This window comes from Streptomyces sp. NPDC096105, from assembly GCF_044763335.1.
Lineage (GTDB): Bacteria > Actinomycetota > Actinomycetes > Streptomycetales > Streptomycetaceae > Streptomyces.
Genome location: NZ_JBIWGC010000001.1, coordinates 272,752 through 286,360 on the forward strand (window position 1 = coordinate 272,752; position 13,609 = coordinate 286,360).

Here is a 13,609-nt window from a genome sequence, read left to right on the forward strand (position 1 = left end):
CCACGCACCGGGCGGAAGCCGTGGGCACGGCGCGTCCCGCGCGCCGTGCCGGGCCCCGGCCGCAAGGTGTCACCCCCGCCCCGGGAGCCGGGCGAGGGCTGTCGCCCCGCGGCCCGAGAAGTCCCCGCCCCCTCAGGCGGGCGTCGTCGCCACCCTGTCGCGGTACGTGCGGACCGGGGCTGCGTCGCGGTACGGCTCCAGGCGGCGTTCGAAGTCGCGGACGTACTCGACCGCGCGGACCGAGCGCATCTCCGCCGCCTGGGCGGCCGCCTCCGCCGCGAGCTGGCAGGCCTGGTCGAGTTCGCCCAGGCCGAGGCGGGCGGTGGCGAGGACGACGCGGCAGAGCAGGCGGCTGCGGGCGTAGCCCGGCGCGCGCAGGTGCAGCGAGCGTTCGGCGTGCTGGGCCGCCGCGCGGAACTGCTGGAGGTCCCGGTGGCAGTGGCCGAACTCGTCGGCGAGCTGGGCCTCGTCGAAGGAGCGCGCCCAGTGCGGCACCTCGTCGCCGGGCCGTGCCGCGTCCAGCGCGCGTTCCGCGCGGACCAGCGCGGCCGTGCCGGCCCGTACCTCGCCGAGCACCGCGTGCCCGCGCGCCTCGGCGGCGTGCAGCAGGGCCTGGACGGCGGGCGGGACCGAGCTGCCCACGCCCTGCTGGGCGACCCGGGCGAGCTGCACGGCCTCTCGTCCGTGGCCGAGGTAGACGGCCTGGCGGCTCATGGTGACCAGGACGTAGGCGCCGTACGCCCGGTCGCCGGCGGCCTGTGCCAGCCGGAGCGCCTGGACGAAGTACCGCTGGGCGAGCCCGTGCGCGGTGATGTCGTACGAGGTCCAGCCGGCCAGGCGGGTCAGGTCGGCCGCGGCGGCGAACAGCCGGCGCCCCGTCTGTTCGCCGTAGGTGCCGCGCAGCATCGGCTCCAGCTCGTGCTCCAGGTAGCGCACGAGGGCCTGGCGGGCGTGCCCGCCGCCGTACGCGTCGTCGAGGGTGCGGAAGAGCTCGCCGACGGAGCGCAGTGCCGCGATGTCGCCCCCGGTGACCCGGTGGCCGGGCGCGCGGTCGGCCGCCCCGCGCCGGCGGGCGGCGGTCCCGGCGGGCGTCACGGGCCGCACCGGCGGGCGGCCCTGGGCGGGCACCCGCACCGGCTCGGCGCGGGCCACCTTCTCGTCGGGCCGTCCGATCAGCCAGTCCCGGCTGGGCACCACCAGCCCCGCCGAGGTGAAGGCGATCTTGCGCAGCTCGGCGTGGCTGCCGGAGTCCTTGCGCCACAGCCCGCTGACGATGTCGACGGCCTCCTCGGGGGTGGCGGCGAACTCCAGCCCCGCGTAGACCGGCGCGCAGGCGTCCAGTCCGAGGTCCTGGGCGGTGAGCCGGCGTCCCAGGCGCCGGGTGAAGACCTCGGCGATCAGCGCCGGGGTCGTGCCGCGCGGCTGCTGTCCGCGCAGCCAGCGGGTGACGGAGGTCTTGTCGTATCTCAGGTCGAGCCCGTGTTCGAGACCGAGCTGGTCCACGCGACGGGCGAGTCCCGCGTTGGAGAACCCCGCTTCTGCGATGAGCGCGGCGAGCTGTCGGTTGGGGGTGCGCTGCGCGGGTCGTTCCGTCATCTGCGGTGCGGTCTCCTGCCTTCTGGCTGTTGCCCTGTCCGGATTGCCTGTGAGCAGCCCTTATGGCCGCGCGGTCGGCGCGAATGTAGCGGAGAGTGAGAGCCCGGTCGCGGAGATCAACCGGCATTCATCCGATCGTGTGAGGATTGACCCGAAGCTGACGAGCGGGGCGCGGGCGGCCGTCCGGCGGCCGGCGGTCAGAGGGCTGTCGAACGGTCGTACAGTGGCGTGGGCGCGTTTCGCGCCTGACGACCTTCGAGGGAGGCGTTTGCCGTGGGTGAGTTGCGGTTCGTCCGGATGGGCTTCGGCGACGGGGCGGTGGACTACCGGGTGGCCTGGGACGAACAGCGCCGGGTGCACGCCGCACGGTTCGCCGACGAGGTGCCCGACACCGTCATCCTGCTGGAGCACCCGCCCGTCTACACCGCCGGGCGGCGCACCGAGGACAGCGAGCGGCCCCTCGACGGCACCCCCGTCATCGACGTGGACCGCGGCGGCAAGATCACCTGGCACGGGCCGGGCCAGCTGGTGGGCTACCCGATCCAGAAGCTGCCCCGCCCGGTGGACGTGGTCGCGCACGTCCGCCGCCTGGAGGAGGCGCTGATCCGCACCTGCGCGGAGTTCGGCCTGGAGACCACCCGGATCGAGGGCCGCAGCGGGGTGTGGGTGCTGGGCGACCCGGTCGAGCGGCGCCCGTCGTGGGGGTCCCCCCGGCCGGAGGCTGGGGGGGGCCTCTCCCTGGACTTCGACCCGCGGCCGCGCGACGAGGAGTTCGACCCCCGGCTCAACGGCCCGGAGTACGCCCCCTCCAACGCCGGCCAGCGCCGCGAGGACCGCAAGATCGCGGCGATCGGCATCCGGGTCGCCAAGGGCGTCACGATGCACGGTTTCGCGCTGAACGTGAACCCCGACAACAAGTGGTTCGACAAGATCATCCCGTGCGGCATCCGCGACGCGGGCGTCGCCTCCCTGGCGAACGAGCTGGGCCGCGACCTCACGATCCAGGACGTGCTGCCCGTCGTGGAGCGCCACCTGAAGGACGTGCTCGGGAACGCCGAACCGACGCCGAGGGCGGTCGGGAAGGCGCCGGCGGCCGTCGGCCCGTCCGGCGCCTGAGGGCCCTCCGGGCATTCACACCGACGGGCGTACGCTTGACCACGCCGAAGAATCAATCGCTAGGAGCCGGTCGTGTCCGCAGTCGCACCCGACGGACGCAAGATGCTGCGCCTGGAGGTCCGCAACAGCCAGACCCCCATCGAGCGCAAGCCCGAGTGGATCAAGACCCGGGCGAAAATGGGCCCCGAGTACTCCAAGATGCAGAACCTGGTCAAGAGCGAGGGTCTGCACACCGTCTGCCAGGAAGCCGGCTGCCCCAACATCTACGAGTGCTGGGAGGACCGCGAGGCGACCTTCCTCATCGGCGGCGACCAGTGCACCCGGCGCTGCGACTTCTGCCAGATCGACACCGGCAAGCCCGAGGCGCTGGACCGGGACGAGCCGCGCCGCGTGGGCGAGTCGGTCGTCACGATGGACCTGAACTACGCCACCATCACCGGCGTCGCCCGCGACGACCTGGAGGACGGCGGCGCCTGGCTGTACGCGGAGACCGTGCGCCAGATCCACGCGCAGACCGCGGACCGCGCCGAGGGCCGCACCAAGGTCGAGCTGCTGGCCCCCGACTTCAACGCCGTCCCCGAGCAGCTCGCGGAGGTCTTCTCCTCCCGTCCCGAGGTGTTCGCGCACAACGTGGAGACGGTCCCCCGGATCTTCAAGCGGATCCGCCCCGGCTTCCGCTACGAGCGCTCCCTGAAGGTGATCACCGAGGCCCGTGACGTCGGCCTGGTCACCAAGTCCAACCTGATCCTCGGCATGGGCGAGACCCGTGAGGAGGTCAGCGAGGCGCTGAAGCAGCTGCACGACGCCGGCTGCGAGCTGGTCACCATCACCCAGTACCTGCGCCCCTCGGTGCGCCACCACCCCGTGGAGCGCTGGGTGAAGCCGCAGGAGTTCGTGGAGCTGAAGGAGGAGGCCGAGCAGATCGGCTTCTCCGGCGTGATGTCCGGTCCGCTGGTCCGCTCCTCGTACCGGGCCGGCCGGCTGTACCGGATGGCGGTCGAGAAGCGCGGCGCGTACGTCGCCTCCCAGGCGGTCTGAGCACGGCGGCGGAGGCCGCGCGGGGCCTGCCCCGCTCCCCCGCCGTCATACTGTGAATTCACGCACAAGGCCCTACCGGCAGGTAGCGGCTCAGAGAACGCGGCCCCGGCCGTCCTCCCAGCTGAGGGCACAGGCCGGGGCCGCGTCGGCGTCCGCGGCCCCGGCGCGAAGACTTCATGCCTGTTTGACCGGTCGGTCACGCCCTGGTAACACCAGGCAGTGAGCCTGGTACCACCGCACACACCACCATTGCCCGCCGGCATCGAGGGAGAGACCGTCACCATGCAGGCCGCGCCCGTCCGCGCCACCGCCATCCCGTCCCTCACCACCGCTCTGCGCGCCGTCGAGTCCCTGCTGATGAGCAGCGGCCAGCGCACCGCCCGGCGCAACGCCTGGACGTCCGTGCTGGAGGACCGCCGCCGCGCCAGGGACCGGGTCGAGGCCCAGCGCGTCCTCGACCAGAACCTGATCACCCACGGCTGAGCCCGCCGACCCCGGACTGCCGTCGAACGCGCTCCGGGGGGCACGTAGACTTCATGCCATGGCGAGGAAGGAAACCGCAGCGGACGCTGCGAACCCCGGGCGGCTGAAGCAGATCGCCCTGACCTACAAGATGACCCGCAGGGCCGATAAGAAGATCGGTCTTGTGCTCGCGGCTGTCGGAATCGTCACCTTCGGTGTCTTCCTCGCGATCGGTTTCTTGATCGGGCACCCCATCTATCTCGGCATCCTGGGCTTCCTGCTCGCCTTCCTCGCGACGGCGATCGTGTTCGGCCGCCGCGCCGAGCGAGCGGCCTTCGGACAGATGGAGGGACAGCCGGGCGCCGCCGCGGCCGTGCTCGACAACATCGGCCGCGGCTGGACGACGACCCCGGCGGTCGCGATGAACCGCAACCAGGACGTGGTGCACCGCGCGGTCGGCAAGGCCGGCATCGTGCTGATCGCCGAGGGCAACCCGAACCGGGTGAAGAGCCTGCTGGCCGCCGAGAAGAAGCGGATGAACCGCATCGTCGCGGACGTCCCGGTGCACGACCTGATCGTGGGCACCGGCGAGGGCCAGGTGGAGCTGAAGAAGCTCCGCACCACCATGCTGAAGCTGCCCCGCGTCCTCACCGGCCCGCAGGTCACCGTGACCAACGACCGGCTGCGCGCGCTGGGCGACCTGATGAGCAACATGCCGCTGCCGAAGGGGCCGATGCCCAAGGGCATGAAGCTGCCGAAGGGCGGCGGCCCGCGGGGCCGCTGAACCCCGCCCCGGACAGCACGAGGACGGGGGCGCCGGATTCCTTCCGGCGCCCCCGTCCTCGTCCGCGCACAGGAGCGGACCGGATACAGGAACGGATCAGACGCGGATCTCGACCGTGCGGGCCAGCCGGTCGTGCAGGCCGCGGCCGTCACGGTCCCAGACGAGCGCGGGGATCGCGAGGCACAGCAGCACCGAGCGCAGCAGGCCGCGCAGCGGCTGCACCCGGCCGCTGTCGAGGGCGACCACCCGCAGCCCGAACAGCCGCTTGCCGGGGGTGGAGCCGACGGTGCCGACGGTCAGGACGCTCAGCACCAGGAACACCAGCAGCGCCCAGTTGCCGGTCCGGGCGTCGTAGCCGTCGGTGAACAGACCGTATGCGATCAGGAGGCACAGCCCCCAGTCCACGGCGAGGGCGCCGAGCCTGCGGCCGGGACGTGCGATCGAGCCCGGTCCCTGTTCCGGCAGCCCCAGCTGCTCACCCCGGTAGCCGAGGTCGAGGCCGGCCTCCTCCATGGCCGCGCGCGGGCCGGACAGCCATGATCCGATTACTTGCCTGTTGTCCACCCGTCCACGGTACTGCGACCGGACATGACCGGGGGACGGCGGGGTGTGCCGGAGCTACCGTGGGAAAGGCGCTGGTTAACGTGTGTGAAACAAACGGGTCACGCCCGAGAAATGACCCGTCCCTAGGGTCGGGTCCAGCGTGTGCCCCCCGCACTGGCCGCACGAACGATCTACCACCCCGGCGGGACGGTCGGGAGTAGGAGGAGCCGGATGTTCCAGAACGCCGACGAGGCCAAGAAGTTCATCGCGGACGAGGACGTCAAGTTCGTCGACGTCCGGTTCTGCGACCTGCCGGGCGTGATGCAGCACTTCACGATCCCGGCGTCGGTCTTCGACCCGGCCGAGGAGCTGGCCTTCGACGGCTCCTCGATCCGCGGCTTCCAGGCCATCCACGAGTCCGACATGGCGCTGCTGCCCGACCTCTCCACCGCGCGGGTCGACCCCTTCCGCCGCGACAAGACGCTCAACGTCAACTTCTTCATCCACGACCCGATCACGGGCGAGCAGTACTCCCGTGACCCGCGCAACGTGGCCAAGAAGGCCGAGGCGTACCTCGCCTCCACCGGCATCGCCGACACCGCGTTCTTCGGCCCCGAGGCCGAGTTCTACGTGTTCGACAGCGTGCGCTTCAAGACCTCGGAGAACGAGTCCTTCTACCACATCGACTCCGAGGCGGGCGCCTGGAACACCGGTGCGCTGGAGGACAACCGCGGGTACAAGGTCCGCTACAAGGGCGGCTACTTCCCGGTCCCGCCGGTCGACCACTTCGCCGACCTGCGCGCCGAGATCTCCCTGGAGCTGGAGAAGGCCGGCCTGCAGGTCGAGCGCCAGCACCACGAGGTGGGCACCGCCGGCCAGGCCGAGATCAACTACAAGTTCAACACGCTGCTCGCGGCCGCCGACGACCTGCAGCTCTTCAAGTACATCGTGAAGAACGTCGCCTGGCGCAACGGCAAGACCGCGACCTTCATGCCGAAGCCGATCTTCGGTGACAACGGCTCCGGCATGCACGTCCACCAGTCCCTGTGGTCGGGCGGCGAGCCCCTCTTCTACGACGAGCAGGGCTACGCCGGCCTGTCGGACATGGCCCGCTACTACATCGGCGGCATCCTCAAGCACGCGCCGTCGCTGCTGGCCTTCACCAACCCGACGGTGAACTCCTACCACCGCCTGGTGCCGGGCTTCGAGGCGCCGATCAACCTGGTGTACTCGCAGCGCAACCGCTCCGCGGCCATGCGCATCCCGATCACCGGCTCCAACCCGAAGGCCAAGCGCGTCGAGTTCCGCGCCCCGGACTCCTCCGGCAACCCGTACCTGGCCTTCTCGGCGCTGCTGCTGGCCGGCCTGGACGGCATCAAGAACAAGATCGAGCCGGCCGAGCCGATCGACAAGGACCTCTACGAGCTGGCTCCCGAGGAGCACGCCAACGTGGCGCAGGTCCCGACCTCCCTCGGCGCCGTGCTGGACCGCCTCGAGGCCGACCACGAGTTCCTCCTCCAGGGCGACGTCTTCACGCCGGACCTGATCGAGACGTGGATCGACTACAAGCGCCAGAACGAGATCGCCCCGCTGCAGCTTCGTCCGCACCCGCACGAGTTCGAGCTGTACTTCGACGTGTGACCGGACCGCGGCGCGCGTGCCGCGTCGGTCCGTACGCCGCCGCCCCCGTCCCCGGTGCGTCCGGGGACGGGGGCGGCGGCGTGTCCGGAAAGCTTCCCTCTTCGGGGCCGGGGAGGGATGCTGGTGGTGACACTGCTGTTCGAAAGAGGGTCACGGGGATGTCCGAGCGGAACGACGAGGAGCGCGAGTTCGATCTGAAGTGGGCGGACGGCGCCGAGCACAAGGAGCCCTCGGCCCGTGCGCGGATGCTCGCCGCCCGCTGGAAGGAGAACCCGCCCGGGCCGGTGCCGTTCCGCGCCGAGCCGGAGCACCGGGGGTCGGCGGGACGCTCGTCGTGGGTGTCGACGGTCGTGGTGCTCGGCTGTGTCGTCGCGGTGATCGTCCTGCTCGGGTACGCCGACGCCGGGCGTTACTGACCCGGGTCAGTCGCCCTGGGCGACGGCGACCGTCGGCGGGGTCCGGGAGGCGCGCAGCGCGGGGACCGTGCCCGCGGCGGCGGTGACCAGGACGAGGGCGGCGAGGACCGCCGCGAGCTGTCCCGCCGGGACGGTGAACGGGGCGCTCACCTCGGCGACCCGCACCACCAGCCAGGAGTACGGCACGCCGAGCGCCAGGCCGAGGACGCCTCCCAGGAGGCCGTGGAGCGCGCACTCCACCGTGACCATGCGGTGCACGGCCGCTCCCCCGAGGCCCAGGGCGCGCAGCAGCCCGAACTCGCGCCGGCGCTCGACCACGGTGAGGCTCGCCGTGGTGGCGACGCCGGCGACCGCCACCAGGACGGTCAGGCAGAGCAGCATCACCACCGTGGCGGCCATCGTCCGCAGGTCGTCGTCGGGGCCCGTCCGCGCGGCCGTGTCCTCGGCGAGGACCCTGCCGTCCCCGCGTCCCGGCCCGGTCAGCGTCTCGGTGACGGCCCGGTGGGCGCGCGTGCGGCCCTGGGAGCCGTCCGCCGCGGCGTTGGCGGTGATCAGGGTGGGCGCGGGGTCCGCCCCCATGCGGGTGAGGTCCGCGGCGGACACGAAGAAGTTCCCGCCGTAGGGTCCGGCGCCGGGCAGCGTCGCCGCCACGGTGAGCCGTACGGGACGGCCCTCGAACTCCAGCGTCACGCGGTCGCCCGCCTCGACGCCGAGGCGGTGCGCGTGCTCGGCGTCCACCACGGCGTGCGCGGGGCCGAGCCGGCCGAGGGAGCCGGTCCGGGCGGTCAGGCCGGTCCCGGAGCGGACGGTGGTGAGGTCCAGGTCGGAGACGGTCGCGCTGCGGTTCCCCTCGATCACCTCGGCCGTGCGGAAGGCGGTCACGTCGGCCAGTTCGGGGCGGGCGGCCAGGCCGGCGGCGAGCGTCCGGTCCAGCGCTCCGCCCTCTCCCGCGTACAGGTGGAAGTCCGCGGGCGCCTCCAGCGTCCGCTGGTAGCGCTCGTAGGCGTCCAGGGAGGCGAGGCAGGTCAGGGTCGAGCCGACCAGGCAGACGCCGAGCGCCACCACGACCGAGACCGAGGCGGCCCGGCCGGGCGCTCCCCCGACGCCCGCGACGGCGAGGCGGCCGGTCGCTCCGGTACGGCGCAGCGCCACCGCGAGGGCCGACAGCACCGGCCGGACCAGCAGGGGGCCGAGGGCGATCAGGGCGAGGAAGGCGAGTGCGCCGGAGACCACCACGGCGGTCAGCGCCGCGAACCGGTCGTACGCCGTGTCGCCCGGCTCGGGCAGTGCGGTGTACTGCTGCCGGGCGAGGAGCACGGCGCCCGCCGCGCACAGCACGCCCGGCACGGTCCGTCCGGCGCCGCTCACCGTGCTCTCTCCCGACGTCGCGGTGCGCAGGGCCTGGAGCGGGGAGACGCGGGAGGCGGTGAGGGACGGGGCCAGCACCGCCAGGACCGCGAGGAGTCCGGTGCCGAGGACCGTGAGGGCGGCCTCGGGCAGCGGGAGCGAGGCGGGCACGGACAGGTCGTGCCCGAACCGGCCGGCGACCGGGGGGACGAGCCGGGCGCAGCCCCAGGCGGCGAGCACGCCGGCCGCGCCGGCCAGCAGGCCGGCCGCCGCCCCCTCGGTGACGAGGGCCGCGGCGAGCCGCCTCGACGTGGCGCCGATGGCGCGCAGCAGCGCCAACTGGCGTACGCGGCGGGCGAAGACGATGCGGAAGGTGGAGGCGGTGACGAGCACGGCCGCGCCGACGGCGACGGCGAGGAAGACGCCGGCCAGTTCCAGGGTGTCGCTCGCGTCGGCGACGGCCTCGCGGGCCTCCTGGTCGCGCACCTCGTCCCCGGACCGTACGACCGCCCCGGGCACCGTCTGCCGGATCCGCTCCGCCGTCTCCGCGGACGCGGTGGACGGGTCGGTGCGGAGGTCGACGCGGGTGTAGCCCGGCAGGCCGAGCAGCTTCACCAGGTCGGGGCCGGGCGCGTACCCGGTGGGCTCCGTGGTGCCGGTGGCGGTGGAGCGGACGACGCCGGTGACCTCGACCGGCACGCGCCGGGTGCTGTCGCCTTCGGGGCCGGGGAGCAGCAGGGTGAGCGACGATCCGGGGGCGAGGCCGTACGCCTCGGCGGCCCGGGTGTCGACGGCGAGCCGGCGCGGCCCGGCGGGGTAGGCGCCCTCGACCAGCCGCACCTGCGCGAGGGCGCCGGCGCCGGGGTCGGCGGAGAGGGCGAGGTAGCGTTCGGCGGCGCTGCCGCCGACCGGGGCGCCGCCGTCGACCCGGCCGGCCGCCTCGGTGACCCCGGGCGTCCCGCGGATCGCGTCCAGGCCGGCCTGGCGGATGTCCTGCGCGTCCTCCCGGGTGACGGTCAGCGACACCGCGTCGGGGGTGCCGCGGAACCGTTCGACGACGGTCGCGGTGACGATCTGCTGGGCCATGACGGCCCCGAAGACGACGAAGGCGGCGATCAGCAGCGACAGTCCGGTGGCCGCGAACCGGCCCGGTCTGCGCAGGAGTTCGGCCGCCTGGGAGCCCAGGACGGTCGCGCGCCACGGGGTGTTCACCGCCGCCTCCCGAGGGTGCCGTCGGGGGTGGTGTGCTCGTCCCGTACGACGCGTCCGTCGGCGAGGGTCAGCACCCGGTCCGCGTACCGGGTGGCGGCGGGGTCGTGGGTGACCATGACGACCGTCTGGCCGAGTTCGTCGACGGCCCGGCGCAGCATGGTGAGCACCTCGGCGCCGGCCCGGGAGTCGAGGTTGCCGGTGGGCTCGTCGGCGAAGACCACGGCGGGCCGGGCCACCAGCGCCCGGGCGACGGCGACCCGCTGCTGCTGGCCGCCGGACAGTTCGGCGGGGCGGTGCGACAGCCGGTGGGCGATGCCGAGGACCCCGCACAGGTGGTCCACCAGCTCGCGGTCCGGGCGCCGGCCGGACATGGTGACGGGCAGCACGATGTTCTCGTAGGCGGTGAGCTGCGGCAGCAGGTTGAACGACTGGAAGACGAACCCGATGCGCTTGCGGCGCACCCGGGTCAGCCGCCGGTCGGACAGTCCGGTGAGCTCCGTCCCGTCCAGGACGACGCTGCCGGAGGTGACGGTGTCGAGTCCGGCGACGCAGTGCATGAACGTCGACTTGCCGGACCCGGAGGGACCGACGACGGCGGTGAACCGGGCGCGGCGGACGGCGACGGACACCCCGTCGAGGGCCCGGATCTCGTCGGTGCCCTGGCGGTAGGTCTTGACCAGGGCGGTGGCGGTGACGACGTCGTCGGGTGCGTGGCCGCGCGCGGCGGCGTGGACGGTCATGGGGGCGGTCCCTCGGTCCGGTTCAGGAGCCGAGCGGCGGCAGGGTCAGGGTGACGCCGGAGTCCGCGCAGTGTCCCCGCGCCTCTTCCTGGAGGTCCTTCACGTCCTTCGCGGACGGCGTCTCGGCGGACTTCCTGGCGGTCTCCAGCGCCCAGCCCTCGTAGCGGGAGATCTTCGCCCCGAGGTAGCCGTCCTCCATCGTGGCGCGGCGCTCGTCGCCGGTCTCCTTCCACCACTTCTCGGCCTGCGGCGCCGGGCCGGTGGCGATCTCCGCGGCCTCGGTGACGATCCGCTGCGCCAGCCGGCAGTCCTCGGCGGACGCCTGGCTCAGCTCGTCGCGGTCCTGCCACCAGGACGCGGCCCCGGCGGCCAGGGCGGCGACGACCGCGGCAGCGGCGGCGCCCAGGATCAGGCGGTTGCGCGTGCGGTGGGGCCGGGGCGTGGGGGTGGTGGTCGTGGTGGCCATGGGGTCCTCCCGTGTCTTCTCGGCCGCGTCCTGCGGCACTGAGAAGTCTGGGATCCAGGGGCCTTCCGCGGATCGGCCACGGATCCGAGATCGAAGGCGGCCGGTCCGGTACGCCGGACGGGGCGCCTTCTGCGCCTGAGGGGGCGGAGGGCGGGTGCGCCTCTGCCCCCTGAGGGGGAGGCGGCTCACGCGGAGGGGCGCACCAGCCCGGACTCGTAGGCGAAGACGACGGCCTGGGCGCGGTCCCGCAGGTGCAGCTTGGCCATGAGGTTGCCCAGGTGCGTCTTCACCGTGGCCTCCGCGACGTACAGCTCTGCCGCGATCTCGGCGTTGGACAGGCCCCGGGCGACGAGGCCGAGCACGTCCCGTTCCCGGCCGGTGAGCTGCTCCAGCCGTTCGGCCTGTCCGTTCGCCGGGGCGAGCCGGTCCGAGACCCGGTCGAGGAGCAGCCGGGTGATGCGCGGGGCCACCACGGACTCGCCCGCGGCCAGGACGCGGATGGCGTGGACGACCTCGTCGGCGGGGGCGTTCTTCAGCAGGAAGCCGCCGGCTCCGGCGCGCAGGGCCGCGAAGGCGTCCTCGTCGTCGTCGAAGGTGGTGAGCACCAGCACGCCGGGCGCGTTCTCCCGGCGCGTCAGCCGTTCGGTGGCCTGGATGCCGTCCATGACCGGCATGCGGATGTCCATGATGACGACGTCCGCCGTCACCGTGTCGAGCAGGTCGAGGGCCTGCTGCCCGTTCTCCGCCTCGCCGACGACCTCGATGTCGTCCTGGCCGGCCAGCACCATGGAGAAGCCGGCCCGGATGAGCGGCTGGTCGTCCACCACGGCCACCCGGATCGGCCTGTCGGTCCCTGTCATCGCTTCGTCCTCACCGGTATCGAGGCACGCACGTGCCATCCGCTGCCGAGCCGGGGGCCCGCCTCGAAGGCGCCGCCGGTCAGTTCCACCCGTTCGCGCATCCCCACCAGTCCGTTCCCCCCGGACGTCCCGACGGAGGCCCGGCCCGCGAGGGCGCCGGCCCCGTCGTCGGTCACGTCGATCAGCAGGGCGCCGTCCTCCTCGCGGACGCGGATGTCGACCGCCGCCCCGGCCCCGGCGTGCCGGAGCACGTTGGTGAGGCACTCCTGGACGATGCGGAAGGCCGTCATCTCCTCCGCCGGCGACAGCCGTCCCCCGGCCACGTCGACCGAGAGGTCCACGGTCAGTCCGGCGGTCCGCGCCCGGTCCGCGACGACCTCGATCTCGTCGAGGGTGACCAGCCGCCGGTCCTCCCCCGCGCTGCCGGCCTCCGGCTGTCCCTCGCGCAGCACCCGCACGATGCGGTGCATGTCGTCGATGGCGTCCCGGCCCGTCGCGGCGATGGTCCTGAGCGCGGACTCCGCCATGTCGGGCGACTTCCGCAGCACGGCACCGGCGCCGTCGGCCTGGAGGATCATCACGGCCAGGCTGTGCGCCACCACGTCGTGCAGTTCCCGGGCGATCTCGGCCCGTTCGCGGGCCGCGGCCAGCCGGACGCGCTGCTCCTGCTCCCGCTCGGCGTGCCGGGCGCGGGCGGCCTGGCTCTCGGCGTAGAGGCGCCGCGTGAGGAGGGCGAAGGCGGTGAGCCAGACCGTCAGCGTCAGGCCCCAGCAGACGAGCAGCGTCCCGCCGTCGGTGAACGGCTCGATCCCCAGGAACGGCGCGCCGACCGTGGTCGCCGCCGTCGCCAGCAGCACCACGCCGCCCGCGGCGTACGGCGTCCAGGCGGTCCGGGAGTGGTGGACGACCGACATCATGGCGAACAGCACGGCCACGTCGTACGCGGCGGGCGCGGACGCCGGCGGGGTGCCGGCGTACGGCTCGTACAGGAGGAACTGCACGAGGGCCAGCGTCAGGACGACCGCCATCACGGTGACCGGACGCCTCCTGCGGGCCAGCAGGGCGAGCGCCATCAGGGCGCCCAGGAGCAGGTCGTAGTCACCGGTGTAGCGCTGTGCCGCCAGCAGGACCACCAGGGCGAGCGCGACGTCGATCGCGCGGCCCAGGGCGCGTGCGTACCGGCCGGACGGCGTGATCCACGGGGCCGGGACCGTGCTCTCCTCGGCCAACGGCCCTCCCTCTCTCCTCCGCCGGGCGCGGCCGGACAAGTGCCGCTCGGCCCGGGCGACTTCGGGGCGGGTGGCACCCCGCCGCCGCCCATACTGCCTCAGTCGCGGCGGGTCACGGCACGCCGGTGCCGGGCGCCCCGCGCGGGGGCGCCCGGCACC

At 73.6% G+C, this 13,609-nt stretch carries 13 protein-coding genes; 6 read left to right on the plus strand and 7 right to left on the minus strand.

Translation table 11 applies throughout. The features are described from left to right. Positions 1-132: 132 nt before the first annotated feature. Entirely contained in the window at positions 133-1,596 is a 1,464-nt protein-coding gene (locus ACIQ8B_RS01235) for a regulator (RefSeq protein WP_290007355.1), read from the minus strand. Between the two features lie 273 nt (positions 1,597-1,869). On the opposite strand from ACIQ8B_RS01235, the gene lipB reads away from it, so the two are divergent. From lipB to ACIQ8B_RS01255, 4 genes are all read left to right on the plus strand, one after another. Beyond that, on the plus strand, positions 1,870-2,712 hold the full coding sequence (gene lipB / locus ACIQ8B_RS01240) for a lipoyl(octanoyl) transferase LipB (RefSeq protein WP_403544362.1): 843 nt from the start codon (positions 1,870-1,872) through the stop codon (positions 2,710-2,712). A gap of 72 nt (positions 2,713-2,784) precedes the next feature. Next, positions 2,785-3,750: a lipoyl synthase gene (lipA, locus tag ACIQ8B_RS01245; RefSeq protein WP_106414544.1), complete on the plus strand. Its 966-nt coding sequence runs from the start codon at positions 2,785-2,787 to the stop codon at positions 3,748-3,750. Between the two features lie 282 nt (positions 3,751-4,032). Then, positions 4,033-4,233 carry a hypothetical protein gene (locus ACIQ8B_RS01250; RefSeq protein WP_106416458.1) on the plus strand — a complete coding sequence of 67 codons (201 nt, stop codon included), beginning with the start codon at positions 4,033-4,035 and terminating at the stop codon, positions 4,231-4,233. A gap of 58 nt (positions 4,234-4,291) precedes the next feature. After that, positions 4,292-4,996: a DUF4191 domain-containing protein gene (locus ACIQ8B_RS01255; RefSeq protein ID WP_290007353.1), complete on the plus strand. Its 705-nt coding sequence runs from the start codon at positions 4,292-4,294 to the stop codon at positions 4,994-4,996. Between the two features lie 96 nt (positions 4,997-5,092). Here the strand turns inward: ACIQ8B_RS01255 and ACIQ8B_RS01260 are convergent, their stop codons facing one another. Next, positions 5,093-5,560 carry an RDD family protein gene (locus tag ACIQ8B_RS01260; protein ID WP_290007351.1) on the minus strand — a complete coding sequence of 156 codons (468 nt, stop codon included), beginning with the start codon at positions 5,558-5,560 and terminating at the stop codon, positions 5,093-5,095. 210 nt (positions 5,561-5,770) lie between these two features. Between ACIQ8B_RS01260 and glnA the strand changes: the two genes are divergently transcribed. Next, the gene (gene glnA, locus ACIQ8B_RS01265) at positions 5,771-7,180 is read left to right on the plus strand and encodes a type I glutamate--ammonia ligase (RefSeq protein WP_290007350.1); all 1,410 of its coding nucleotides are present in this window, start codon (positions 5,771-5,773) and stop codon (positions 7,178-7,180) included. Between the two features lie 158 nt (positions 7,181-7,338). Next, complete coding sequence (locus ACIQ8B_RS01270; protein WP_106414540.1) at positions 7,339-7,596, plus strand: hypothetical protein; 258 nt, start codon at positions 7,339-7,341, stop codon at positions 7,594-7,596. A gap of 6 nt (positions 7,597-7,602) precedes the next feature. Here the strand turns inward: ACIQ8B_RS01270 and ACIQ8B_RS01275 are convergent, their stop codons facing one another. The 5 genes from ACIQ8B_RS01275 to ACIQ8B_RS01295 all read right to left on the minus strand — a co-directional run bounded on the left by ACIQ8B_RS01275 (position 7,603) and on the right by ACIQ8B_RS01295 (position 13,450). Further along, on the minus strand, positions 7,603-10,155 hold the full coding sequence (locus ACIQ8B_RS01275; RefSeq protein ID WP_403544366.1) for an FtsX-like permease family protein: 2,553 nt from the start codon (positions 10,153-10,155) through the stop codon (positions 7,603-7,605). Continuing rightward, entirely contained in the window at positions 10,152-10,895 is a 744-nt protein-coding gene (locus ACIQ8B_RS01280; RefSeq protein WP_290007347.1) for an ABC transporter ATP-binding protein, read from the minus strand. Before ACIQ8B_RS01280 ends, ACIQ8B_RS01275 begins: the two co-directional genes overlap by 4 nt. A gap of 22 nt (positions 10,896-10,917) precedes the next feature. After that, complete coding sequence (locus ACIQ8B_RS01285; protein WP_290007345.1) at positions 10,918-11,361, minus strand: hypothetical protein; 444 nt, start codon at positions 11,359-11,361, stop codon at positions 10,918-10,920. A gap of 185 nt (positions 11,362-11,546) precedes the next feature. Next, complete coding sequence (locus tag ACIQ8B_RS01290; protein WP_106414537.1) at positions 11,547-12,221, minus strand: response regulator transcription factor; 675 nt, start codon at positions 12,219-12,221, stop codon at positions 11,547-11,549. After that, on the minus strand, positions 12,218-13,450 hold the full coding sequence (locus ACIQ8B_RS01295; RefSeq protein ID WP_403544369.1) for a sensor histidine kinase: 1,233 nt from the start codon (positions 13,448-13,450) through the stop codon (positions 12,218-12,220). The genes ACIQ8B_RS01290 and ACIQ8B_RS01295 overlap by 4 nt, the downstream gene beginning before the upstream one ends. Between the last annotated feature and the right edge of the window lie 159 nt (positions 13,451-13,609).